A 26,180-nucleotide genomic window follows, 5' to 3' on the forward strand; every position below is an offset into this window, starting at 1 on the left:
GTTCTATTTTCCGTTCACAGGATTCTTTCTCTCATATGTATTGTTATCAAAACTAATTTTATAGTTTGATTTAAAAAGTTTGCTCGGCAGGTAATAATCTGTTGTAATAACCTGTGCCCCACTTTCCATTGCTTTTTCAAATCTTGAATAATCTTCTTTTCTTGCTTCCATCGTATCCGCATCGGCTCTGGTTCTGATAATGTAGCCCAGTTTCACCAATTCGGCAATTTTCGGACTTGGATCATTCATAAATAATACCGCAGACTCAGGCGTTCCCGGCATTGAATTTGTAAAAATCATTCTTCCTTTTAAAGATGGATGATCTTTCATATACAAGTCTCTGTTTTCACTATTGTTATCGAGTACAAACAGGAATTTTCCTTTGGCATCTTTCACTTTTGGCCAGTTTTTGTTTAAAACGGCTTCATTCAATGTTTTGTAAGAACCGCGAATATCATCCGGAGTGATGATTTTATTTTTGCCTAAATAATTTTTTAACTCATTATCGAGATCATCAAAAAGTTTTGAGGTATAATGTTCAGGCTCTGTCCCGAATCGGTTGGCTTTTCCGTCTTTCGGTTCAAGGGTAATAAAAATAGGATCGTGATCGGGATGGGCAGCAGACCATTTTTTCAGGTCTTTCAGGCAATCTTCCAATGTGTAGTACCAGGTCTGATAATCAATATCCGTAATATGGATCATTTTATAGCCCGGTTCTTTCATTTTTCCTTCAGGATCGAAAGGCTGGGATGTTTTTACCAGATCCAGAATTTTAGGATGGGCATATTTTCCGCCTTTACTGTCTGCATAAACATCAATTTCAAGGTTTCTTAATCCCAGATCTAGTTGTTGTGGTATCGGGATGTGTTCGTATTGGATCCTCGGAAGAAAATTCATCGAATCTTTTTTGGATAAATAACTGTAAACTTCAGGAAGAATTGCCTTTTTATAAGAATTGTGCGAACCGATCACCTGAATTTCATTGATCTTTAAATTGTTTAAATTTTGTGATTGCGACCAGAAAAGGTTTAATGAAGATAAAAATAAACCTAGTACAACTGCTTTTTTCATTGCATCAATTTTTGTAACGACGAAATTAAGCACTCATCTTTTCAGGCTGGTTATATATTATGTTAAGTGTTTTTTAAGATTGCGTAATATCTTAAAAATGCTATTTTTTAAATGATTGATATTTAATATGTTGATATTTTCTCATTTTGGGATATTTATATTTTATTGACTTTAAGATAATACTCTGTTAAAACGATTTTGTGGTAGATCCTTTTACTTTGTATGCCGAAATAAAAACTAACGATGGCTTAAAATGAAAACCACTGTTGCGGGAACAACAGCGGCTTTTTATTAAGCAATGTAACGTCTTGCAATTACTTTACTTAATGATATGTACCACAAAATTAATTTTTTTAAGTTTAAAAAGCTAGTTCCTATAGCATTAATATTTTTGGTGGCAAACCAGGTTAATGCTGAAGGTCTTACAATGAGCCATCCTGTATTTTCACAGGTGAATGAAACGATCACGGGTGTTGTTCAGGATCAGGAAGGCAAACCGATAGAAGGCGCAAAAATCACGGTTGTAGAAACGGGTGAAACCGCTACTTCGGATGCGGCGGGGAATTTCAGTATTTCGGCAAATATCGGACAAACCTTATCTGTTTCTTATGACGGATATACAGAACAGATGGTGAAAATTTCAGGCACATCAGTTTCTGTTAGTCTTACGTCTAAAAAAGAAACAACTTCCATCGAAGAAGTAACTTTGGTTGGGTATGGTTCTCAGAAAAAATCTGATTTAACGGGGGCTGTAAGTCAGTTGAAAACTGAAAATTTCAAAGAAGGAATGAATATCTCTGTTGATAACCTAATGCAGGGGAAAATCGCAGGGGTCCGTATCGTTCAGTCGAGCGGTGAACCGGGAGCTGGTGTGAATGTTTCGATCAGGGGAATTGGTTCGATCAGAAGCGGAAGTACTCCATTGTTTGTTGTCGATGGTGTCCCTTTAAGCAATGATGCGGTAAGTGCAACAGGTCCGAACATTGGCTTGGGAAATGCTCAGGCAAAAAATCCATTAAATTTTTTAAATACAAGTGATATTGAATCTATCACTGTTTTAAAGGATGCTTCTGCAGCTGCAATCTATGGAGCGAGAGGTTCCAATGGGGTAGTTTTGGTAACGACAAAAAGAGGGAAAAGGGGAGAGCCGGTGTTTACGTATGATACGTATTTAGGTTTTTCCTCTGTGATTAAAAAATTAGATTTATTAACTGCAGATGAATACAGGGCTGCAGGAATTGACAAATCTTATGATCACGGCGGAAATACCGATTGGCAGGATGAAATTTACAGAAATGCGGTTTCATCAAATCACTCGGTTTCATTCTCAAAATCTACGGAAACTGGAAATTATTTTGCATCAATTGCTCATATGGATCAGGATGGTATCGTGCTGAACAGCAATTTCAGAAGAACAACAGCCCGCCTGAATGCAGAAGAATCTTTCTTCGATAACAAAAGATTAAAGATTAAACTAAATCTTACGGCAAGTGACATCAAGGAAACCGGAATTCCAAATGGAGCCAACGCCGGATCTGACGGGCAGGTGATTATCCATGCCTTAATGGCGAATCCTACACGTTCCGTATATGATGAAAACGGTATGTATACGAACTTTAATATGAATGCTCACTACAATCCATTATATTTATTGAGTGTTTATAATGATAAAACCAATACATTCAGAGTGTTGGGAAATACCGAAGCCACACTGAGAATCTTACCGGGACTGAATTATAAATTCAATTTAGGGATTGATAAAACAATGTCGGAGAGAAACACAACGATGTATCCGAACATTACCGACAGAACTCCGAAAGGAGCCTACACACAGGCAAACCTTGAATCTCTAAATGTATTGTTGGAACATTATTTAACTTATGATTTTAATGTAAATAAGCACGGATTCAATTTACTGGCAGGCTTCTCGTATCAGAAATTCAAGTTTTCAGGAACTTATTTCGGAGTGAGAAACTTCGTTGGACAAGGAACTGGAGTTCCACCGGAAATCAATCCTGGGTATTCAGGTGAAGCATTCATTCCGGGGGCGGGTTATGCTCAGGAAAACGAATTGCAGTCCTATTTCGGGAGGGTAAATTATAATTTTGATAAAAAATATCTATTAACAGCGTCATTAAGAGCCGATGGTTCTACGCGGTTCGGTGTGAATAACAAATACGGATATTTCCCTTCTGTAGCTGTCGGCTGGACGATTTCAAATGAAAATTTCTTAAAAGATTCAAATATTATTAATGAATTAAAATTAAGAGGAAGCTGGGGACAAACAGGAAATCAGGAGGTTCCGAACAAAATTACACAGGCAAGTTACTCGTTATCACAGGGGTCAGGATATTATTTATATGATAATTTAAATCTGATCAATGGGGTTACGGTAAACAGAACAGCCAATCCGGATCTGAAATGGGAAGTTGTAGAGCAAACGAATATCGGTGCGGATTTCAGCTTATGGAAAAATAAATTGTATGGTTCATTGGAATATTACAACAAAACGACAAAAGATCCTATTCTAAATATTCCTTCAGGCGCACTAAGCCCAACAAGTACAATCTGGAAAAATGTTGATGCGCAAATCGTAAATAAAGGATTTGAATTCTCATTAGGTTCAGAAATTATAAAAAATGAAAATTTCACGTGGAATCTTGACGTAAATGGAGCGACAGTAAATAATGTGGTGAAAGATCTTCCGGTTTCAGAGATTTATTCGGGAGAGGTTTCAGGGCCAGGACTTTCAGGAGTTACAGCGAATATTTACAGAAACGGATATGAAGCGGGATCTTTCTTTATGTTAAATTATTTGGGCATTGACGCCAATGGAAAATATATTTACGAAGATGTAGACGGAGACGGGAAGATCGGGCCGAAAGACAGGAAAATTTTCGAAGGAGCGATTCCTAACTTCACTTTTGGGATCAATTCTTATATGAAATACAAAAAATTTGATTTTGCATTTTCATTCATTGGACAAACAGGAGGTTATTTGGTAAATAATACAGCTTTAGATTTAAATATCAACAACTTAGCATCAGACAGAAATGTTTTGAAGAACTTTTATGAATCAGGAGCGAGCTTCACTAACCAGCCTCAATTATCTACTCTTTATCTTGAAAAATCAGACTTTATCCGGTTGAATAATGTAAGGTTAGGATATACTTTCGATATCAATCAGCTGAAATTTTTGAGAAGTATCAATCTTTATGTGAGTGCTCAGAATTTATTTACAATTACCAGCTATTCCGGTTATGACCCCCTTGTAGATACCAACAAACAGGTAGGAGGAAACCAGTCTCTGGGAATTGATTATACGACCTATCCGTCTGCAAAAACTTTCATTTTGGGAGCAACTGTTAAATTTTAATTTAAATTAAATCATGAAATCTAATTTTTTAAATAGTATTAAAATCTTTCTACCCTTTTTTGCTTTGGCTTTAATTGGCTGTACAAATCTGGATGAAAAAGTAATTGACGAGGTATTGGGCTCTGAAAACGCAGATCCTGAAGCAGCCCTTGCTGCAGCTTACGGACAGCTTGGTGACGGAACTTTTGTAGATCATGGAAGTGTTTTCGCACTACAGGAGTACTCCACTGACGAAGCGATGTTGCCGACAAGAGGAAGCGATTGGGGAGATGGTGGAAAATGGAGAGCCATGCACGAATTCACATGGGATGCCAATAGTGACGTTGTAAAAACTACCTGGAATCAATTGAATCTGGGAATTACAAAATCTTTAACGGCCATCGGAAGTATCGATAAAAGCAGCATCAACAACAAAACTTTATTTTTGGCGGAGGCAAAAGGATTACTGGCTTATTATACTTATACAACGATCGATTTGTTTGGGCAGGCTCCTTACAGAGATCCGAATAATATCAATGCCCCGATTGAAGTAAAAAAAGCGGAAACTACCATTGATGCTTTAATTACAGAAGTGGAAGGACTTATTCCTAATCTTGCCGATATTAAAACCCAGAATACACATGCCGGAAGGTTTACAAAGCAAGCAGCTTATGCCTTATTGGCAGATATGTATCTGAACAGGGCGGTTTTAAAGAACAAAACTGCAAGTACATTCAATTTCACGGAACAGGCGGTAAATGGTGGCGGAACAGATATGGATAAAGTGATTCAATATTCAAACTTATTGATTAATGGAGGACTTTTCAGTTTAGAATCTAATTATTTCCACAATTTTGATATTAATAATGATACAAGTAAGGAAATGATTTTTACCGTTGTTCAGAAGAAGAACTCCAATAGAAATGCGGATAATGACTTAGCCTATATGTCGATGGAAAGAATTCAGAAACCGTCTCCGGACAACAGAGGAACAAATGCATCTTGCATCACTCCTGAATTTTATTATTCATGGAACGGAAATTTTAGTGATCCTCGTTTCCACAGGTATTATCAATATGATGACGGAACATGGTTTAAAAATGACGGAACAGATCTAAGTGTACCATCTACAAGTAAAGTGGAGGGAACAGGAAAACCTTGGTTTCACTTCAATAGAGGATTACAGGTGGGTCAGCAATACGGGCCTAAAATTCTTGCCAATGGTAATTTTGATTTAACTGCCGACGGAAGAATTAAAGTATATAAATTATTCACAGAGAAAAATACAACTCTTGCAGCAGACTTCACCCCTGAACTGAATTTTGATAATCCTGCAGAATCGGTATTTACCCAAGCGCAGATTAACAGAGGGGTAAGAAACTTCAAATTTGAATTTGACCCGGGTTATGGAAATAACGGAACTAGCGGAATGGATGTTCCTTTGTATAGATTGGGAACAATTTATATGATGAGAGCAGAAGCTTATTTCAGAAGCGGAAATGTAGCGGCTGCGTTGGCTGATGTAAATATATTGAGAACAAGCAGAACCCGAGAGGCTTTGTTCAACAACGCTCCGGGTGTAGCAATTACTTCTTTGGACGCCAATACTCTGTATAAAGAATCCGGATATGAATTGTATTGGGAAATGTACAGAAGAAAAGCAATGATCAGATTCGGAAAATTTGATCTTCCTGGAACTGCGAAACCTGCTTCCCAACCTTACAGGAGAATTTTCCCGATTCCTCAGGCAACGCTTGATGCATCAAAAGAATTCTCACAAAATCCAGGATATTAGTTTCTTCATATCAATAATATTTTGCGTAAATAAAAAGCGAAGGGATTTTTTCTCTTCGCTTTTTATTTCTCTTATAAACCTACTTATCTAAACAAACCTTCAAGGTTTGAATACATTGTACATTTTTTATCAGATTATTCCTCATTCAGCATACCCAGTTCTTCGAAATGCTTTTTGAATTTCTGGATTTTCGGACCTACCACAGCGCTACAATACGGCTGTGTCGGGTTTTCATTGTAATAACCTTGATGATATTGCTCAGCTGGCCAGAACTTGTCGAATTTCGTAAGTTCTGTCACATAAGTTCCCTGCCATCTTCCAGATTGTTTAGACACTTCAATCGCTTCCGCGGCTTTTGCTTTTTCAGCGTCATCATTATAATAAATGACCGAACGGTACTGAGTTCCGATGTCGTTCCCCTGTCTGTTTAGCTGAGTAGGGTCGTGAAGGAAAAAAAATACATCCATAAGCTGCTCATAAGAAATGATTGCCGGATCATAAGTGATCTGTACTACTTCTGCGTGCCCCGTTTCTCCTGTACATACTTCTTCATAGGTCGGGTTGTCTTTATGCCCTCCGGAATATCCTGAAATAGCAGACTCTACCCCCTTCAACATATTAAAGCAGCTTTCCACACACCAGAAACACCCGCCACCGAAAGTAATCTGCGCTAAATTATTTGTATCCATTTTGAGTTGATTTTTTTTATCGTTTTTCTTCTCCTTCTCGTACATGAGATGATGAAAAAGCCAATCAAAAGTAAGAAAAACTTTTTCATTTTTATCAGCGAATGATTCTCCATTTCACAACAAAAAACACACCATTAATACAATGATGTGCTGATGATTTTTATGTATAGGATGTCTATTTTTCCCAAACCAAAGCGCTGGCTCCAAGAATGGCAGCATCCGCTTCATCAAGTTCACTGAATACCAGCTTCACTTTGTTTCTGAAGATCGGAAGAAGGTTTCTTTCCATATGCAGTTTTGCCGGTTTTAAAATAAAATCTCCGGCTTTAATTACACCTCCGAATAAAAGGATAGCTTCCGGTGAAGAAAACATGACAAAGTTCGCCAATGCTTCTCCCAATTTTTGCCCGGTATACCTGAAAACTTCAATAGCAGTCGGGTCACCTTTTTTAGCACATTCAAAAACAGTTTTTGAATCTATTTCTTCCTCCGGATATTGATTAAGCATTGAATCAGGAAATTCTGCTCTCATTTTTCGGGCAGTAATAGAAATTCCGGTTGCAGAAGCATACGCTTCCAAACTTCCTTCTGAACCTGTGCTCCAATGTTTTCTGCCTCCCGGCTTTACGATAGTGTGTCCCAGCTCTCCGGCAAATCCGTCATGTCCGTAGATTAAATGTCCTCCAGCAATAATTCCGCTTCCAACACCTGTCCCTAAAGTAATCATGATAAAATCCTTCATGCCTCTTGCGGCTCCGTACATCATTTCTCCAAGGGCTGCGGCATTGGCATCATTGGTCATTTTGCAAGGCTTTCCGAACTTTTCGGTCATCAGATCTGCAAATTGGATCACCCCTTTCCACGGAAGATTAGGAGCTTGCTCAATAGTACCCGTGTAGTAATTGGCATTAGGTGCCCCTACACCAATTCCCTCGAATTCTTTTCCCTCACAATATTCGTCAGCCAAAGGCTGTATTTTTTGGTAAAGAGCTTCAATAAAAGCTTCAGGAGTATCAAATTCATCAGTGGGTATAGAACCTTTAACTAAAATTTCTCCTCTGTGATTAACTAATCCGAATTTAGTATTGGTTCCACCGATATCAATACCTAGAGCAACCTGTTTTGACAAATCTACTAATGACATTTCTATTTCTTAAATTCTAAAGGGTTAAATTTATAAAAAAGATTGTATTAATAGATTATTAACGAAATATTTATTGAAAAAGTTTTAAGCGGTTTTTACTGTTTTCTTTTTTCTTCTGCCCCACCATATCATGAAACCCGTTACTGGTAAAGAAGCACAGATTAAACTGACGATAAAAGCGATGATTTTTGTAGGTAATCCTAAAATGGCACCGACATGGATGTCATAGTTGGCCGCAACTGTTTTTTCTCCGAAATTTTTGTCCTTCGGGTCATGGGTATGTAATAGCTCTCCTGAATTTTCATCAAAAATAAGGCTGCTGTTTTTATGATAAGAGTAGGAAAGGTGCTTTACGAAAATCTCAAAATTAGGATGCTCGTGATCATCCATATGTTCATGGCCAAGATCTAGAGAGAAACCATAAGAATCTGGATATTTTTCTTTTACCGTATGGATGATCTTGTCTAATGTAGTTTCTGTTCTTAATTCTATCGGTGCTTTGGTTTTAATATGTGAGAAATCAGGATAGACTGTTTTTCCTCCTGAGAAAACCATATAGATCATTGCCTGAACCACAAAGAATGCGTAGAATAATCCTGTGATTGAAAAAATTAATGCGAAAATAGAGGCATAGAATCCTAAAACATTGTGAAGGTCATAGTTCTTCCTTTTCCAGCTCTTAACGTTTTCCCATTTGAATGAGAAGCGCTGTTTTCTTGCCGCTTTGTTTTTAGGCCACCATAAAATGATTCCGGAAATCAGCATGATAATAAATATGATAACTGGGATCCCTACTACATAAGTTCCCCATTCCTGCTTTAAAAGGTAGCTCCAATGGATCATTTTCACGATATTAAAAAAGCCGTTCTTTTCATCGTATGTTCTCAGGACTTTTCCATTGTAAGGGTTTACATAAGCTACTTTGTAGATAGGGAATTCCTCAAAATAATTCCAGGCTGTTGTGTCATGCTCATACCAGAAGAACATATAAGACATTTTTTTGTCTATGGGAATATTTACCCAATGGATCGGATATTTTTCCTTTACCTGTTCTGCTACAGATTTTTCCAAAACGCGGATAGGAAGAATCTGTTTTTGTTCTATGTTCTGTTCATGATGGTAGATAACATCTTTTCGGGTAAAATTTTCAACTTCGTCCTTGAAAACATACAATGCTCCTGTAATAGATATAATGAAAATTAAAAAACCGATTCCAAGACCCAACCATAAATGCAGCTTTCCTGTCCATTTTTTAAAAAGGCTTGGTCTCTTTTTCTTATGGTGATGTTTCTTTTTCATGCGATAACAAAGTTTTGTAAAGATAGGTTTTAATTTTATTTAGATTAATTAAAATTTATATTCAATCATGAATGTTCCTCTCATTCCTGACGAATTGGTGAAATCACTGTCTCTTGCAGCCCACCATGCAATAGCAGGTTGATACATTTTGTTGAATACATTTTCAATCCCTAAAGAAAGCCTCCAGTTTGTATTAACCTCATATGTTGACTTGAAATTAAATACGGTATAGGCAGGAACTTCACCTTCACCATATACATATAACCCTTTAGCATTGGGATCAAATCTATCCTGTTTGAAAGCATGAAGCATATCTAATCCTACCGATAAAGACTGGATAGGTCTTATCTGAAGATAAGCAAGGATTTTCGGAGCGGAAATTCTGCTGTTATTAATTTTCGCCGAGTAATCCCCATCGTCTTTTAATGAAGTAACCCCTTCCATCCAGCTGTAGCTTCCCCCGAAATTAATCCATTTTTTAGGAGTGAAATGTACATATCCTTCCACACCATACACCACTTCAGGAGCTCTTTGAATGGTTAATGCCCTGTCCGGACTTTGAATGAATGTAGCTCCTAATTTTGAAGTACTTACATAAGATGTAATTTCATAGTTGAGCCATTTTGCAATTTGTCCCGTTGCCCCGAATTCATAATTGTTGACAATTATGGGCTTTGTTTCAAGGTTCGTAATGGTATCTGAAGTAGAGGTTCTTAAAATTCTTCCCAGTTCATTGATGGAATAGGCTTGGGAGAAGCTTCCGAATAAATTGATATAAGGCTCGAAATTATAACGGATACCAATGTTTCCTACCAAAGCATTGTATTCAAGGTCACCGCCTTGTACGAAAATACTTTTGGTGAATGTTCCGTCAGCTTTAAGGGTAGAAAGGGTATTGAAATCACCCACTTTCACTTTCATATTTTCATAACGAAGACCTCCTTTAATGGTCAGTTTTTTCAACAAGTCAACTTTTACCAAAAGGAAAGGGGCAATGTTGGTCATATCCATATCTGGCGTCCAGTAACGGCCGTCTTCCAGCTTTTGGACAGTCTGATCATTAAGGATATCAGCTCCGTAGATGATTTCTCCCTGAGAATTTTGAGCATTCCATAATTGGGTATCTAAATTGATTCTGGCTCCTTTTTTCTTGGAAATAACATTGGATTGGCCTCCGTTGAAGAAGGTATCGCTATATCCGTATACGGTTCTGAAATCCTGGTAATAAAGATTAACGTTTAATGAAGTATTCCAGAACAGGTTTTTGTTGTCGTAACTTAATTTATAGTTGTGATTTCTTGGAGTTCCCTGTGGTGTTGTATCCAGATTTAACCCTCTTCCTTCTCCTATTGTTGGAGTGATGCCATACTTTCCTGTTTTTAAGCCTAAATCCAGATCTGATTTTGAAGCATATCCAATATAAGAGGCTTCAATTCTTTGATTGTCATTAATATTGTAGCCTAACTTCAACATCCCATTGTAGTTGTCCATTTTAGCAGGACTGTAAGTAGGACTTAAATTCACTCCATCTGCATCTTTCATGTAGCCTGTTCTTTCGTAAGCTAATGAAGCAACATAATCAAAATTCTGAGTAATTTTCCCGGATAACAGCTGGCTGGCTCTGAATCCTAAAGTTCCACCATACGGTTGACCCGTAATTCCAATCTGTGAAATACCGGAAATCTTTTTATCCGATTGACTTCTTCTTGTAATATAATTGATGATTCCTCCATCGGCTCCGTTTCCGTAAATAGAGGATGCTCCTTTGATTACTTCAATTCTTTCGATAACGGAAGGGTCAATTACTCTTAAATCTCTTGCTCCGTTTCTTAGTGGAGTAGACTGTGGAATTCCGTCAATTAAAACCAAAACCTGACGTCCTCTAAGGGTTTGGCCGGTGTTGGAAGTCTGTCCTGAACTTGTTGCCAGACTCGGGACCGTATATTGCAGAATACTTGTAATGTCCGAATTGACTGTTAGCTGTGACTGAATCTGTTTTTCACCTACAATAGTAACAGAACTTGGAACTTCCTTAATGTTTTCTTTTTTTCTTGAAGCCGTTAGTACCACTTCATCTACTTCTCTGGTTTGAAGACTGTCTTTAGTTTGAGCATACGCCGCCACTGTTCCAAGGCAGGCTACCGATAAAAGAGCTTTTTTCATTATATTTTTCTATCCTTATTTTTTTTTCTTTTTCCCCACCAAACCAAGAACCCTGTTACGGGTAATGAGGTACAGATTAGTCCTGTAATGAACCAGATAATCTTACCAATCAGACCAAAATATGATCCCGTATGGATGTCATAATTGGCATTGGCATACTTCTCTGCGTTATTAAGTTGATGGTGAGGTTTATTATTTAATAGCTTTCCTGAATATTTATCAAAAACCAGTTGATTCCTCTCACTGAATCTTCCCTCTTTTTGATAAACAGTAACAGGAATATTTTTTAATTCTTTTCCTTTCTTATTTTTTCCATTCAAAGGAATTCTGAAGCTTGAGGCTGCTGAATAAAGGCTTCCTGTTTGTTGAGCACTAAGATCAAAAACCGAATTGTTTTTTGCTAAAAGAGAGTCCGGGGATTTGATTTCCTTTTCCTTGGGCAAATCAGTTGAACCGGCGAATACAAAATTAAATGTATTTTTTACCCAGGGATAAGCGAAATAGATTCCGGAAAGACTTAAAATCAAAGCTACGAATGAAGCATAAAAGCCTAAAACATTATGAAGGTCATAATTTTTACGTTTCCATGTCTTTACACTTTCCCAATTGAACCAGAAGCGCCCTTTTCTTGCTTTTTTATTTTTAGGCCACCATAAAATAATTCCGGTGATCAGCATAAAAATAAATAGTACAACAGGAATGCCCACCACATATTTACCCCAATCAGAATTGAGAAGTAAGCTCCAGTGAATGGATTTTAAAATAGGGAAGAGGTCATATTTTTCATTATAAATCCCCAGAATTTCACCAGTGTATTGGTTAACATACACTAATTTGTTAATCTTTACTTCATCAAAATAATTCCAGGCTTTTTTATCTTTTTCATAATAAAGAAACTCATAGGATTTATTTTTATCCAAAGGAATTTCAACAGAGCTTATCGGATATTTTTCATTAACCTCTGAAGTTACTTTTTCACGAAGAACTTCAATGGATAACGGTTTTTTTCCAATGCTTCCTTTTTCTACATAAAGAGCCTCTTTGCGTAAAACATTTTGTATCTCATCTTTAAAAACATATAAAGTCCCCGTTAAAGAAACAATGAATATAATGACGCCAACGGATAAGCCAAACCACAAATGCAGTTTGGCAGACCATTTTTTGATGAAAGAAGGTTTCTTTTTATGATGATGTTTCTTCCTCATGATAAAAAGTTAACCGTTAGCCGGCTAACTTTAGCTTATAATAATTAAAATTTGTATCCGATTGAAAGTCTCCAGTTTCTGGGCGCATCTGCCTGATAATAGTAATAAGCACCATATGGAGAACCAGAGTACAAGTATCTGTTGAATACATTGAATACATTCAATCCTACTCTGAATTTTGTATTTTCCCAAGAAAGACCGGCGTCAAATTTCACATAATCTGCCATGTCGATCTGTGTGCTTGTACTTGCCCATGCCCATGTGCTTCTGTCAGCAAGATAAGTTCCTCCAAAGCTCAATCCGACCCCTTCTAAAGGTCCGGTGATGAAGGTATAATTCAACCATCCATTAGCTGTATGTTTTGCGTATCCCGGAACTCTCATTCCTACAGGATTATTTGCAGGGTCATTGGATTCTGTAACAGTATTTTCTGTGAAAGCATAGTTAAAGATCGCATTGAAGCCTTTTGTTATTTCACCCTTTAAATCAAACTCAATACCTTGTACTCTGGTTTTCCCAAGTACAATAGAGAACTGCTCGTTTGCCGTATTGTTGGGGTCGGCTGTAGTTGCATTCCTCTTCAGGATATTGTAAACAGATAATGTTGTATTCCATTTTCCGCCGAACCAGTCTCTTTTGATTCCCACTTCCAGGTTATTTCCTGTGATTGGCTTAGCAATTTCTCCGTTTCTGAAGATGGCTGCCTGCGGAACGAATGCCTGATCGTATAACCCGTATACTGATGTATTGGGGTCAATAGAATAACTGATTCCGAAACGGGGTGTTACTTTCTCCGCTTCAGCTTCAGTTCCGTAAGAGTTTTCCTTTACAGTTGTATAGCGGGCAGCAAGGGTAATCCTTAAGGCATCATCAAAGAAACCTAATTCATCCTGTACATACAAACCCGTATAGTTTTGTTCGATAGTTCCATAAGGAGTAGCTCTTTGTACCAAAGGAGTGCTTCCGTCAAATGCAGGATAGCCGTTACTTGGCGGAGTGTAAGTTGTTGAATGGATATTGAATGGTTTTTCGGCAGTATCTAAAGCGCCCCCTTGATTCCAGTCTGCCAAATATTTTTTAGAACCCAAATCTAATCCCGTTAATATTTTATGAGATACAGTTCCTGTTTTTGCATATCCGTTTAAAAATACTTGTCCGAACTTCATCACATTGCTCGCTTCCCAGAAAAAAAGATTTCTAATCATGTTTCCGTCCGGAGTAAATGTTCCCGGCCAGATATCACTACCCATAGTATATTCGTTGATATAGCTTAATTGAGAAGTTAACTTCCAGTTTTCGTTGAATTTGTGCTGTAAATTTACATTGACCGTATGATTATCAACGTTAGTAGGAGCAATACCCGGATCGGAAATAGTATAATCAACAGGTTTTGTTCCATATCCGTCAAAGCTGAATACATAGGCGGAACCTACCTCAGACATTTTAGCTTTTTGATAGATATATTCTGTAGTTAAAGTGGTTTTTTCAGAAAGATTGATTCTTAAAGAGGGATTAATGATATAGCGGTCATTAAATTCATATTTTCTGAAGCTCTTTTTATTTTGTGCCATCAGATTTAATCTGAAGAAAACCTTATCGGTGATTTTAGTATCAATGTCAGCTTCTCCCCTATACATATTGAAGCTTCCAAGAGTTACTCTTGCAGTACCGTTAAATGAATGTCCCGTTGGCTTTTTAGTCACAATATTATAAATACCGCTTGGTTCACCGTTGGACATTAAGAAACCGGATGGGCCTTTAATAAATTCAATATGATCTACATAGCTCATGTCTTCACTTAATGGCCCCCAATTGGAAGTAACATTCACCCCATTCATGAAAGCAGCAGCTCTGGATCCTCTCATGTTTACCCTGGTGTACATATCGCCCCAATGCTCTAATCTTTGTGCTCCTGCAACATTTCTAAGGACACCGTCACTTAAAGTGGTCACTTGCTGATCTTCCAATGCCCTTGCAGTAATAATTGAAATATTTTGTGGAATTTTGATAAGTTCTTCATCAAGACGAAGAGAAGAGGATCCATTTTTCTCCACATACTTCTTGTAATATTTTCCGTTGACAACTACTTCTTCAATATCATTCGATTGTATAGTATCCTTTTCTTGTGAGAAAACCACGATAGAACCTAACAGAGAGGCACAGATCAGTACATTTTTCATGAAAACTTTTTTTTGCAAATATATTGTTTTTAATTATTCTAAATAAATAATACAATTGATATTTATCATAAAATTATTATACATCAAATAATAATAATAAACCCGCTTCAACATCGTTGAAGCGGGCTCTATTTTCATATTATGATTCCTCCTATGCAGGAATTTCTCCTTTATATAAGAAAGAAATTATTTCTTTATTGAGTTTGTCCATCATCTCACTGAATAAATGGAAAGACTCTTGTTTGTAGATAACAAGCGGATCTTTCTGCTCATATACAGCTCCTTGTGAAGATCTTCTCAGATCATCCATTTCACGAAGGTGAAGTTTCCAGTTTTCATCGATAATAGCTAACGTAATATTCTTTTCAAAATCATTGATTAAGCTTTCACAATGTGTTTCATAAGCCTCTTTCAGATCAGTAACAATCGTCATTGTTTTATGACCGTCCGTGAAAGGAACCTGGATCATTTTAAACATTGAGCCCTGATTCTGGTAAACATTCTCAATAATAGGGAATGATTTTTCCTTTAAAAGGTTCAGCTTCATCTGGTAATCTTCCTGAGCTGCTTTGAAAAGAATATTTGTAAGGTCCTGAATATTTTTATTTTTGAAATCACTTTCGGAAACAGGTGATTCCATGGTGAAGTTCTTGATGATATCGAATTCAAAATCTTTAAAGTTTCCGGAGGCCTTACCTTTTGCTACAATAGAATTGGAAACATCGAAGATCATGTTTGTGATATCATACTTCAGGTGGTCTCCGAATAAAGCGTTCTTTCTTCTCTTATAGATCACGTCACGTTGCTTATTCATTACGTCGTCATACTCAAGAAGTCTCTTTCTGATCCCAAAGTTATTCTCTTCTACTTTTTTCTGTGCTCTTTCAATAGACTTGGTAATCATGGAATGCTGAATAACCTCACCCTCTTTATGCCCCATCCTGTCCATCATCTTAGCAATTCTTTCAGAACCGAACAAACGCATCAGATTATCTTCCAAAGAAACATAGAACTGAGAGCTTCCAGGGTCTCCCTGACGTCCTGCTCTACCTCTAAGCTGTCTGTCCACACGTCTTGAATCGTGTCTTTCTGTACCGATAATAGCTAAACCGCCTGCTTCTTTTACTTCTTTGGTAAGCTTAATATCCGTACCACGACCCGCCATATTGGTTGCAATCGTTACAACTCCGGGCTGTCCTGCTCCTGCAACAATTTCCGCTTCTTTTTTATGAAGCTTCGCATTCAATACCTGGTGCGGGATTTTTCTTAGTTGAAGTGCTCTTGAAAGTAACTGAGAAATTTCAACAGAAGTTGTCCCTACAAGAACAGGCCTTCCTGCTGAGGTTAATTTTTCGATTTCTTCAATTACTGCATTATATTTTTCTCTGTTAGTTTTATAAACTAAATCTTGTCTGTCATGTCTTAGAATAGGACGGTTAGTAGGAATTACCACAACATCCAATTTGTAGATTTCCCAAAGCTCTCCGGCTTCAGTTTCGGCAGTACCAGTCATCCCCGCAAGCTTGTTGTACATACGGAAATAATTCTGAAGTGTAATGGTTGCGAAAGTTTGGGTTGCTGCCTCGATTTTTACATTCTCCTTAGCTTCAATCGCTTGGTGAAGGCCATCTGAATAACGGCGCCCTTCCATAATACGCCCTGTCTGCTCATCTACAATTTTTACCTCACCGTCAATGACTACATATTCATCATCCTTTTCGAATAATGTATAAGCCTTTAATAACTGGCTCATGGTGTGAACACGCTCGGATTTTTCGGCAAATTCTGCAAAAAGTCTTTCTTTAGCTTCGAACTCCTCTTCTTTGGAAAGGTTTTTAGCTTCCAATTCAGCGATTTCAGTACCAATATCCTGAAGAACAAAGAAATTCGGATCTTCATTCCCCTGGGACATGTACTCAATTCCTTTATCTGTAAGATCAACCTGATTGTTTTTCTCCTCGATCACAAAATAAAGGTCCTTATCTACGATCGGCATATCACGGTTGTTATCCTGCATGTATTGAGCCTCAACTTTTTGAAGCAACGCCCTGTTTCCGCTTTCAGACAAAAATTTGATCAATTGTCTGTTTTTTGGAAGACCTCTGTAAGCCTGAAGTAGTTTGAAACCTCCTTCTTTGGTATTTCCGGCAGCGATTAATTTTTTAGCTTCATTAAAGATTGTAGAAACCGTTCTTTTCTGAATTTCAACAATTCTGTCGATAGAAGGCTTAAGAACATCAAACTCCTGTCTGTCTCCCTGAGGAACAGGCCCGGAAATAATCAATGGTGTTCTTGCATCATCTACCAATACAGAATCCACCTCATCAACAATGGCAAAGTTTAATTCTCTTTGTACTAATTCTGATGGTGAAGTTACCATGTTGTCTCTCAGGTAGTCGAAACCGAATTCGTTGTTCGTTCCGTAAGTAATATCTGAGTTATATGCTTTTCTTCTTCCGTCTGAGTTCGGTTGGTGATTGTCAATACAATCAATTGACATACCGTGGAATTGGTAAAGAGGTCCCATCCAAGCGGAGTCCCTTTTCGCAAGATAGTCATTCACCGTTACCACGTGAACACCTCTTCCAGGAAGAGCATTCAGGTAAATAGGCAATGTTCCTACCAGGGTTTTACCTTCTCCGGTTGCCATTTCGGCAATTTTACCACTGTGAAGGATAACCCCACCAATAAACTGAACATCATAGTGAACCATATCCCAAACTACAGGAGTTCCTGCAGCATCCCATGAGTTTTTCCAAACAGCTGTATCACCCTGAATTTCAACGAAATCTTTAGTTGCAGCCAATTCTCTGTCCCAATCGGTTGCCTTTACGCGGATTTCTCCGTTTTCAGCCCACCTTCTTGCTGTTTCTTTTACTAAAGCAAAAGCTTCAGGGAGAGTCTGGCTAAGAACTTTCTCTTCAATTTCGTAGGATTCTTTTTTCAGAGATTCAATCTTTGAGAAAAGGGCTTCTTTTTCATCAACATTAGTTGAGTTTTTGATCTGCTCCTTTATCTGTTCTATCTGGTCTGTTATTTTGCTGGTAGCTGATTTTATGTTTTCTTTAAATTCAGCGGTTTTTTCTCTTAAACCATCATCAGACAATTGCTGAATACCAGGTTCAACAGCTTTGATTTTTGTTACAACTTTTTTTACTTCTTTTAGGTCCTGCGCTTTCTTGTCTCCCAAAAACCCTTTAAGAACTTTGTTTAAAAAACTCATAAAATTTTGATTTAAGCCCAAAACTTCAGTTCTGAGCGTTTTTAATTAATACACTTGATGTGTTATGATATATCTAAAAAGCTCTAAGCACATTGCCTAAAGCTTTTAGCTGTTTTTAGTATTCGTCCTCATTCCAAAGGAAATCCTCATCCGTTGGATAGTCACTCCAGACTTCTTCAATGGATTCATAAATCTCTCCTTCATCCTCAATTGCCTGAAGGTTTTCCACAACTTCCATAGGTGCACCAGTTCTGATTGCATAATCAATAAGCTCTGCTTTTGTCATTGGCCAAGGTGCGTCACTTAAATATGAAGCTAATTCTAATGTCCAGTACATAATTTTCTAATTTTTTGCAAAAGTATAAAAATAGGTTATAAAATAAACTTTTTTATGCTTGATTTTCAATTCTTTTTATTAATTTTTATTTGTTTTGTGTCATAGTAAGGATTATCACTATGTCAGCAACATTCTCGATGTCATTTTCTCAAAAACCATTCCACAAATTTTTTTATGCCATTTTGGAAGTGGGTGTCTGGTTGGTAGCCGATTAAAGTTCTTGCTTTTGTAATATCGGCATTGGTTTTCTGGACATCTCCGGGTTGCAGGGGCAATATTTTTTTAGTGGTCGTTTTGTCAAGAGTATTTTCAATGGTAGATAGCATTTCAGATAAATTAATCACTTCGCTTTCCCCAAGATTAATAATTTCATACACATCGGAATGATTCTCTAAATAACCGATAGATTTGGTAATTCCGTCAATAATGTCATCAATGTAAGTATAGTCTCGTGCTGTAGTTCCATCCCCATAAAAAGGGATTTCCTTATTTTCAGCGATAAGCTTTGTAAACTTATGTATTGCTAAATCCGGCCTTTGTCTTGGTCCGTAAACGGTAAAAAATCTAAGCTGGATCATATCCACATTATACAACTGATGATAAACATGGCCAAGAATTTCTCCGCATTTTTTTGTTGCGGCATAGGGAGAGATCGGATGATCTACATTATCGGTTTCAGCAAAAGGAATCTTTTCATTGTTTCCATAAACGCTTGAAGATGAAGCGCAAATAAATTTTTTAATACCATGTTCCTTACATAATTCCCAGAGATTCATAGTTCCCCGGATATTCACTTCCTCATATTCCAGAGGCCTTTCAATGGAGGGACGAACGCCTGCAAGAGCTGCCAAATGGATAACCAGATCAATTTTATGGTTTGTAAAAATTTTATCCATTCCTTTTTTATCCCGGATATCCTGATAATAAAGGGTATAATTGCTGGATTTGGAAATAAAAATAAGCTTTTCAATGTCCGTTTCCTTATCTGAGAATTCAAAGTCAGAGGGCCTTCCGACGGATTCTAAAGTATTTTTAATTTTTATCTGGTAACTGTAAAAATCATCAAAATTGTCAATGTTTATGACAGAATGTCCATTTTTCAATAATTGCTCTACTAAGTGGGAACCAATGAAGCCGCTTCCGCCGGTTACAAGATAATTCATTTGTTGATTTTTAATGGACAAATTTATTAAAATACTTGGATGCTGTTTTTATACTTTTGTGATAAATTTAAATTAAAATGATCAATTTCCAAAAACTGGTTGCATTGCCTAGAGAAGAAGAGGAAGAATTTACCTTCCGAGAAATAGAGGAAGGAATCTATTTCAGAGGGCATAATCTGTGGCTTTTGGTAATATCTATGGGTATTGCCTGTATTGGATTAAATATTAACAGTTCCGCAGCTGTCATTGGAGCGATGCTTATTTCACCACTTATGGGACCGGTAGTAGGAATCGCATTTGGACTTTCAACAGGAAACAGAAGATTGATAAGACTCGGTATTTTCAATTGGCTGCTGATGGTTGTGGTAGCTATTTGCTCATCGTTCCTTTATTTTCTTATTTCTCCGTTTCATTCAGAGACTTCATAATTGGAAAGTTTTAAAACGGCTACTATTTTTGATTGTTTTCTGGCTTTGCTTGGTGGTTTAGCCTGGTTTTTAGGAATTGTAAGAAAAGAAGCGATAAAAGTTATTGCCGGAGTTGCCGTTTCTACGGCATGCATTCCACCTCTTTGTACAGCAGGGTTTGGGATCGCAAATGGAAATTGGGAGTATTTTTGGGGCGGTTTTTACTTTTACCTGATCAATTGTTTTTTTATCGGAATAGGGGCCTGGATATTAAGCCTTGCATTGGGTTACCAAAGATATTATATGGAGAAAAACACTGTAGGCAACCGTAAAATGTCAGTGTTAATAAGCTTACTTTCCATTATTATATTACTTCCAAGTGTATGGCTCACTAAAAAGAAATGGGACAAAGAGAAATTAAAAGAACGATCAGAAAACTATATTAACATCATTAAAGAAAGTCATCCTGAACTGGCGATTATCAATTATGAGTCGTTTAAAGAAAAAGGACAGGACTTTTTAAGAATCACACTTTTGAATGACAGTGTTACTATAAGCAAAAAAAGATTAGATGAACATAATGATTTAATAAAGGATATTCATTTGATATGGAAGTATTCACCACAGTCACAAAATGTGAATAATCCTGAATTACAAAAACTTCAGAGCCAGATTACAGCCCTGAAAGAAGAGTTGGATCATCTTAAGTCTGAGAACAAGATCAAATAAATTTAAATTTCTATATTTACTATAAACATAATAATTATGCAGTTTCAAGGGCAAATTTTAAAAATGACCAGCTATGATGCTCAACCGATTCAATATTACCTTAATCTTTCCGGTGATCTGATCCATATGAACGAGCTATTCGGAAAGGAATTAACGATAAAACACACAGGATTTCAATGTGTGAATTGTGGAGAGAGTAAACCTGTTTACCGGATGGGATTCTGCAAAAGCTGTTTTTTCGAAAGCCCTTATGCCAGTGATACCATTATTCGCCCGGAACTTTCCACGGCCCATTTAGGTGTTGCGGAACGCGACCTGGAGATTGAAAAGGAAATACAGCTACAACCTCATACCGTTTATTTAGCTTATACCGGAGAGGTGAAAGTAGGGGTGACCCGTAATACACAGATCCCGACAAGATGGATTGATCAGGGGGCCACTTTTGCTCTCCCCATTGCAAGAACGGAGAACCGGTATGAAGCAGGAATGATAGAAGTTGCACTAAAGCAGCATGTTCCGGATAAAACAAGCTGGAAGAAAATGCTGCAGGATGATCTTGAAGATGAAATAGATTTAGCTGATTTTCAACAAAAAATAAAACAATATTTTCCGGAGGATTTCCAGAAATTCTACAGTGAGGGAGAAAATTTGTGGAAATTCGATTATCCTTTTGAAAAACCTGCAAAAGTAAATTCTTTCACACTGGATAAAAAACCTGAGTTTACGGGTAGATTAACGGGCATAAAGGGACAGTATCTGGGATTTGAAGGCGGAGATTTCATCAATGTGAGAGGACATGAAGGATATGTAGTTAGTTTGGATGTAAAAAATTAATCAATGTGTAGATTTTTGCTTTTATTTATTCTGCTTTCATGTTCTGGAAATTCACAAAAAATAGCTGGAAAAGATATTGATTATTTTGAGGCAGATGAAGAAACAGGATGGATACGCGTACTTAATAAGCAAAAAAAATGGGGATTTATAGATAAAGACAGTATTATACAGATCCCATTCGAGTATGATTTTATTAATCCCTTTGAAGCAGAGTTAGCATATGCTAAAATAGATGGAAAAGAAGTTTTTATTACGAAGAAGAATGTAAGAATAAAAGGAGGTTTTGAAGCAATAAATGTTTTTTCTGAAGGACTTGCAGCTGTTAAAAAAAATGGAAAATGGGGATTTATAGATAATGCAGGTAATATTGTAATACAAGTGCAGTATGATGAGGTTGATTATTTTAGGCCCAATGGATTATGTGCAGTAACCAAAAACAAAAAGTCCGGATTTATTAATAAGTCTGGAATGGAAATTATTCCGGTAGTTTATGATGACGCCTATCAAGAAATGAGAGATCAAAATGTAATTGTTAAAAAAAATAATAAATGGGCTGTTTTTAATAATTCAGGAAAGCAGCTTTCAGATTTTATTTATGATAGCTTCAAAAGGGCATCTATTTCCGATTTTTCTAAAGATATTTTTACTAGAGATGAATCTACACTATTCGAAAATGGAGCAGCCTTAGTTGAAATCAATGGGAGGTATGAATTTATAAACACTCAAGCAAAAGCTGCTTTTCCCAACAATAAATTTGACTCGGCAAGCGTATTTGATACTTTCAAAAATGCCATTGTCAAAAGAAATGGCAAATATGGGATTATAAAACCAGACGGGACCTTTAAAGTTCCTTTAGAATATGATTTCATCGATTATTTTGAATCAAATCATGCTTTTTCAGAATATTACAATGCGAGGAAAGGAAAAATTTATTATCTTTTTAATAAAGATTTGAAAAAAATAGGAGAATCCTATGAACCTATTTATAATGATTTTTCAAATTCTGTTCCGACTCTTATTTATCAGAACTTAAATAGGAAGTACGGTGTTATTGACTGGCAGGGAAAAACACTGGTTCCCTTCGAATATGATAACTTACAAAAAATTGAAAAAACTCCTTTTTTACAGGCAAGAAAAGGTAATTTATATGGACTGATTTCTGAGCAAGGACAAATTAAAATACCAATACAATATAAAGAGATACTTTCCATCTATGATAAATTCGATGGTGCTGAAAACGGTGGCAAGCTTTTGTTTATTGCAGATGGAAAAGTGATTGATATAAATAATAATATAGTTATTAAAGGATACCATTCAATAGAGCCTGTTTTTTATAATCATAATAAGCTGATAGTTTCCAGAAATAAGAAATTTGGAATTATTGATATTAATAAAAAAACTCTTTTACCTTTAGAACATGATGAGATTTCAAATTGGGTAGAGTATGGTCCGGAGAATAGGCACTTTATTGTTAGGAATGGCAAATACGGATTAATAGAATATGAAACATTTAAAATAATTATTCCTCCTGTTTATGACATGTTTTGGCAAAGAGAGAACCTGATCTTTGCAAAAAAAGATGGGAAGGCAGGAATTTTAGATATTAATAATAAAGAAATATGTCCTTTTATTTATGAAGAAGTGAAACCTGACTACTATGGTTTCGGAATGAGAAGTAAGGAGAACAAAGTATATGCTAAAAAAGCAGATAATTTTTTCCAAATCGATTTGAAAGGAAACATTATAAAAAAGATTTCTGAAAAAGAGTACAAATCTGCTACAAAGCCACATTAAAAAAGAAATACCTCGGATTTGAAGGCGGAGATTTCATCAACGTAAGAGGACATGAAGGATATGTAGTTAGTTTGGATGTAAAAAATTAATTATATATTTAAAATGTAAATCACTAAATCACAAATTATGAAGAAATGGGTAAAAAAGTTATTAATAGGATTGGGGGTTTTGTTAATAATTTTCTTATTAGCGAATTTCGGATTAAATATTTGGCTCAAAACCCGGCTGCCCAATTACATCAAAAACAATACGGAGTATAAAGTTTCCTATAAAACACTGGATGTAGATCTCGGAACAGGAAATATTATTTCCACAGGGATCACGGTAAATAGCAAAAACCCTCAGAATATCAATGTGATCGGTCTTCAAGGGACTATTGATACTTTAAAGATCAGCCGTTTCGGAATATATGATGCCATTTTCAATAAGCAAATCAATTCTTCGGATTTATTACTCACAAGTCCTAATCTAAATGTAGTCCTTGCCAAACCCATTGATCATAAAACCGGGAAAAAAAGAAATCCTGTATTATTTGAAAATATTAGGATTAACAACGGAAGCATCCATATTTTCAGGCATACCAAACAAAAATTTCTATCGGTAGAACAACTGGATTTATTTGTTGAAAATCTGCAGATGACAGAAGAGTCGGTAGAAAATAAATTGCCGGTTATTTTCGATAAATACGATATAAAAGGAAAAAGGTTCTTCTTTCGTCCGGATAATGTATATGCATTGAAAATTGATAAAATTACCACGTCTAATGGTCAGATGTCAGTGGAGAATTTTCGCTTGGTGCCTTTGCTGACCTTTGCTCAATTCAAAAGATTTTATCCGCAAAAACCCAAATTATTTCAGTTTGATATCCAAAAAATGGATTTTAAGGATGTGGTGTTGAAGAAAAACAGGGTTTCTTTAGCAAACGCAGACTTCCAGAATCCTGTTCTTTCCGTTTATACCACCAATGCTGTTATTAAAAAGTCGGATAAGCCATTGGCTTATGAAGTGAATCTGGATGATATAAAATTGAATAATGCCACAGTTCAGGTCGTGAAACCGGACGGAAATAAATTATTTTTTGCCAGAAACTTGAATGTAAACGTCAATCAGTTAAAGCTCGATAAAGAAACATTGGACAATGTTATTCCGGTGGGGTATAAAGATTTCAGGTTTTCAGGAAAAGACATTCATTATTCAAATCACCAGAATTTTAATGTGGAAAGAATTGCTTTAAATCCGAGAAGCGGAGAAATGACAAATATTTCAATTGCTCCTAATGGATCAGTTCCGGAGAAGACATCCATGAATCTGACTGCGACACATATTGCTTTTACTATTAATAAATGGGAATTTGTTGATAAAAAACTGAATCTGGATGTTAAAGACGTTTTGGTAAATAATGTAAACGGAACCGTTAAGGCAGGGGAGAGAAAAGTTGCGAAAAAAATAGATTTAAAGGGAATTCAGTTTCCGATCATCATAAGAAAGGTGACATTGAAAAATTCAAATATTGTATATGATAAAGGAGCACAACCTTTGGCATTTAATGATTTGAATGCCACAATAAATACTATTGAACTGCAAGAGAAAGCCAATAAAGAAGGGATTGATCTGAAAATAAAGGATTATTTCCTTACCACCAGGAACTTTGCCTATAAAACGAAGTTTTATCACATGAGTGTGGGGCTTTTAAAGCTGAATAAAAATAAAGTCCAGGTCAATAATTTTGCCATGAAGCCTCTTGTTTCGAGAGCCCAGTTTATCAAAATGATACCGGTAGAAAAAGATTTGTATGATCTGAAAGCCAATCAGGTAACGGCAGACGGAACCTGGGACCTGTTTTCTCAGAATAAATTTATTAAGGCGTCCAATGTCACTGTTCAGGGCGCGGATGCGGTTATTTTCAGGAGTAAAATCCCGAAAGATGATCCAAAAGAAAAGCCGTTATATTCAAGAATGCTTCGTTCCATAAAGTTTCCGGTAACGATCAATACTCTGGATCTGAAGAATTCCCGGTTGGTTTACGAGGAAGATACTCCCGAAAGTGCAGGTCCGGGAAAACTGACGTTCAGCAACTTCAATATGAATGTTAAAAACCTTAATTCGGCCAAAACCAAGGGGAATCCAACCCGGGTAGATATTAAAATCAATTGTTCTTTCATGAATCTGGCTCCGTTATCTGTAAACTGGAATTTCGATGTGGCAGATCAAAGAGATGCCTTTCATATTTCAGGAAGAACGCTTAATCTTCCTGCTCAGGGAATTAATCCTTTTATCCGCCCTTACCTTCACGTGACGGCAACCGGGACTATTCAGGAGATGTTATTTAATTTCAGAGGGAATCCTTCAGGACTGAACGGAAACTTTAATCTTCGACACAAAGATCTGAAGGTAGCCATTCTGGATAAAAACAACCGCGAAAAGAAAGGGGTGCTTACTGCTATTGCCAATCTGGTGGTACGGTCCAATTCGGGAAGGCTTCCTGAAGATGTGAAAGTTGAAAATATTCCCCGTGACCCAACGAAATCTTTCTTTAACTTATTCTGGAAGGGCATAGAAAACGGTCTCAAAAAGACGCTTATAGGAAAGAATGTTGATAAAACGGAGGAATCTGTTAAAAATACGGTTTCCGCTGTGAAGGATATGAAGCAGTCTGTAAAAGAGCTGAAAGAGGAGGTGAAAAGTAAAAAGGAATCTACTCCGCCAGCGCAGGAAGAGAAAAAGAAAAAAGGATTATTTAAAGGGATATTCAATAAAAAAGAAAAACCCGAAACAAAGTAATTTCGGGTTTT

The 26,180-nt window shown here is 36.6% G+C and carries 15 protein-coding genes and 1 pseudogene; 6 read left to right on the forward strand and 10 right to left on the reverse strand.

The genetic code is table 11. The annotated features are described in order from the left end of the window. Positions 1 to 3: 3 nt before the first annotated feature. Entirely contained in the window at positions 4 to 1,071 is a 1,068-nt protein-coding gene (locus tag BCF58_RS15265; RefSeq protein ID WP_121462664.1) for a phosphatidylinositol-specific phospholipase C1-like protein, read from the reverse strand. A gap of 331 nt (positions 1,072 to 1,402) precedes the next feature. Here BCF58_RS15265 and BCF58_RS15270 point away from each other — a divergent pair, with 331 nt between their 5' ends. Together BCF58_RS15270 and BCF58_RS15275 are read left to right on the forward strand one after the other, a co-directional pair. After that, on the forward strand, positions 1,403 to 4,447 hold the full coding sequence (locus tag BCF58_RS15270) for a SusC/RagA family TonB-linked outer membrane protein (RefSeq protein ID WP_121462665.1): 3,045 nt from the start codon (positions 1,403 to 1,405) through the stop codon (positions 4,445 to 4,447). Positions 4,448 to 4,460: 13 nt separating this feature from the next. After that, a complete protein-coding gene (locus BCF58_RS15275; RefSeq protein ID WP_121462666.1) occupies positions 4,461 to 6,221 on the forward strand; it encodes a RagB/SusD family nutrient uptake outer membrane protein in 1,761 nt (586 codons plus the stop codon). Between the two features lie 134 nt (positions 6,222 to 6,355). Here BCF58_RS15275 and msrA read toward each other — a convergent pair whose 3' ends face one another. The 9 genes from msrA to BCF58_RS15320 form a co-directional block, all read right to left on the reverse strand. Next, positions 6,356 to 6,910 carry a peptide-methionine (S)-S-oxide reductase MsrA gene (gene msrA / locus BCF58_RS15280; protein WP_121462920.1) on the reverse strand — a complete coding sequence of 185 codons (555 nt, stop codon included), beginning with the start codon at positions 6,908 to 6,910 and terminating at the stop codon, positions 6,356 to 6,358. Positions 6,911 to 7,085: 175 nt separating this feature from the next. Next, positions 7,086 to 8,054, reverse strand: a complete 969-nt coding sequence (locus BCF58_RS15285) for an ROK family protein (protein ID WP_121462667.1) — start codon at positions 8,052 to 8,054, stop codon at positions 7,086 to 7,088. A gap of 84 nt (positions 8,055 to 8,138) precedes the next feature. Then, positions 8,139 to 9,353 carry a PepSY-associated TM helix domain-containing protein gene (locus BCF58_RS15290; protein ID WP_121462668.1) on the reverse strand — a complete coding sequence of 405 codons (1,215 nt, stop codon included), beginning with the start codon at positions 9,351 to 9,353 and terminating at the stop codon, positions 8,139 to 8,141. Positions 9,354 to 9,401: 48 nt separating this feature from the next. Then, positions 9,402 to 11,516 (reverse strand): TonB-dependent receptor, encoded by a 2,115-nt coding sequence (locus BCF58_RS15295; RefSeq protein ID WP_121462669.1) that lies wholly within the window; start codon positions 11,514 to 11,516, stop codon positions 9,402 to 9,404. Beyond that, positions 11,516 to 12,721 carry a PepSY-associated TM helix domain-containing protein gene (locus BCF58_RS15300; RefSeq protein WP_121462670.1) on the reverse strand — a complete coding sequence of 402 codons (1,206 nt, stop codon included), beginning with the start codon at positions 12,719 to 12,721 and terminating at the stop codon, positions 11,516 to 11,518. Before BCF58_RS15300 ends, BCF58_RS15295 begins: the two co-directional genes overlap by 1 nt. Positions 12,722 to 12,765: 44 nt before the next feature. Further along, complete coding sequence (locus BCF58_RS15305) at positions 12,766 to 14,901, reverse strand: TonB-dependent siderophore receptor (protein ID WP_121462671.1); 2,136 nt, start codon at positions 14,899 to 14,901, stop codon at positions 12,766 to 12,768. A 151-nt stretch (positions 14,902 to 15,052) separates the two neighbouring features. Further along, positions 15,053 to 18,124 carry a preprotein translocase subunit SecA gene (gene secA, locus BCF58_RS15310; RefSeq protein WP_121462672.1) on the reverse strand — a complete coding sequence of 1,024 codons (3,072 nt, stop codon included), beginning with the start codon at positions 18,122 to 18,124 and terminating at the stop codon, positions 15,053 to 15,055. A 115-nt stretch (positions 18,125 to 18,239) separates the two neighbouring features. Further along, positions 18,240 to 18,461 (reverse strand): DUF2795 domain-containing protein, encoded by a 222-nt coding sequence (locus tag BCF58_RS15315; RefSeq protein ID WP_002662059.1) that lies wholly within the window; start codon positions 18,459 to 18,461, stop codon positions 18,240 to 18,242. Between the two features lie 140 nt (positions 18,462 to 18,601). Then, a complete protein-coding gene (locus tag BCF58_RS15320) occupies positions 18,602 to 19,624 on the reverse strand; it encodes a GDP-mannose 4,6-dehydratase (protein ID WP_121462673.1) in 1,023 nt (340 codons plus the stop codon). A 254-nt stretch (positions 19,625 to 19,878) separates the two neighbouring features. Here BCF58_RS15320 and BCF58_RS15330 point away from each other — a divergent pair. The 4 genes and pseudogenes from BCF58_RS15330 (at position 19,879) to BCF58_RS15345 (ending at position 26,169) form a co-directional block, all read left to right on the forward strand. Next, positions 19,879 to 20,760 (forward strand): annotated as a pseudogene (locus BCF58_RS15330) (DUF389 domain-containing protein). 36 nt (positions 20,761 to 20,796) lie between these two features. Then, entirely contained in the window at positions 20,797 to 21,594 is a 798-nt protein-coding gene (locus tag BCF58_RS15335; RefSeq protein WP_121462676.1) for a DUF2797 domain-containing protein, read from the forward strand. Positions 21,595 to 21,597: 3 nt separating this feature from the next. After that, positions 21,598 to 23,388, forward strand: coding sequence for a WG repeat-containing protein (locus tag BCF58_RS15340; RefSeq protein WP_121462677.1), 1,791 nt, complete (start codon positions 21,598 to 21,600; stop codon positions 23,386 to 23,388). A gap of 126 nt (positions 23,389 to 23,514) precedes the next feature. Then, positions 23,515 to 26,169 carry a DUF748 domain-containing protein gene (locus BCF58_RS15345; protein WP_121462678.1) on the forward strand — a complete coding sequence of 885 codons (2,655 nt, stop codon included), beginning with the start codon at positions 23,515 to 23,517 and terminating at the stop codon, positions 26,167 to 26,169. Positions 26,170 to 26,180: the final 11 nt, after the last annotated feature.

The sequence above is a fragment of the Chryseobacterium defluvii genome, from assembly GCF_003634775.1.
In the GTDB taxonomy this organism is placed as follows: domain Bacteria; phylum Bacteroidota; class Bacteroidia; order Flavobacteriales; family Weeksellaceae; genus Chryseobacterium; species Chryseobacterium defluvii.

Excerpts from the sequence above, each read along its gene's own strand:
- BCF58_RS15270 (WP_121462665.1), top strand. The coding sequence starts at position 1,403 with ATGTACCACAAAATTAATTTTTTTAAGTTTAAAAAGCTAGTTCCTATA.
- BCF58_RS15335 (WP_121462676.1), top strand. The coding sequence starts at position 20,797 with ATGCAGTTTCAAGGGCAAATTTTAAAAATGACCAGCTATGATGCTCAA.
- BCF58_RS15315 (WP_002662059.1), bottom strand. The coding sequence starts at position 18,461 with ATGTACTGGACATTAGAATTAGCTTCATATTTAAGTGACGCACCTTGG.
- BCF58_RS15290 (WP_121462668.1), bottom strand. The coding sequence starts at position 9,353 with ATGAAAAAGAAACATCACCATAAGAAAAAGAGACCAAGCCTTTTTAAA.
- BCF58_RS15265 (WP_121462664.1), bottom strand. The coding sequence starts at position 1,071 with ATGAAAAAAGCAGTTGTACTAGGTTTATTTTTATCTTCATTAAACCTT.
- BCF58_RS15305 (WP_121462671.1), bottom strand. The coding sequence starts at position 14,901 with ATGAAAAATGTACTGATCTGTGCCTCTCTGTTAGGTTCTATCGTGGTT.
- BCF58_RS15285 (WP_121462667.1), bottom strand. The coding sequence starts at position 8,054 with ATGTCATTAGTAGATTTGTCAAAACAGGTTGCTCTAGGTATTGATATC.
- BCF58_RS15295 (WP_121462669.1), bottom strand. The coding sequence starts at position 11,516 with ATGAAAAAAGCTCTTTTATCGGTAGCCTGCCTTGGAACAGTGGCGGCG.
- BCF58_RS15275 (WP_121462666.1), top strand. The coding sequence starts at position 4,461 with ATGAAATCTAATTTTTTAAATAGTATTAAAATCTTTCTACCCTTTTTT.
- BCF58_RS15300 (WP_121462670.1), bottom strand. The coding sequence starts at position 12,721 with ATGAGGAAGAAACATCATCATAAAAAGAAACCTTCTTTCATCAAAAAA.
- BCF58_RS15345 (WP_121462678.1), top strand. The coding sequence starts at position 23,515 with ATGAAGAAATGGGTAAAAAAGTTATTAATAGGATTGGGGGTTTTGTTA.
- msrA (WP_121462920.1), bottom strand. The coding sequence starts at position 6,910 with ATGGATACAAATAATTTAGCGCAGATTACTTTCGGTGGCGGGTGTTTC.
- BCF58_RS15340 (WP_121462677.1), top strand. The coding sequence starts at position 21,598 with ATGTGTAGATTTTTGCTTTTATTTATTCTGCTTTCATGTTCTGGAAAT.
- secA (WP_121462672.1), bottom strand. The coding sequence starts at position 18,124 with ATGAGTTTTTTAAACAAAGTTCTTAAAGGGTTTTTGGGAGACAAGAAA.
- BCF58_RS15320 (WP_121462673.1), bottom strand. The coding sequence starts at position 19,624 with ATGAATTATCTTGTAACCGGCGGAAGCGGCTTCATTGGTTCCCACTTA.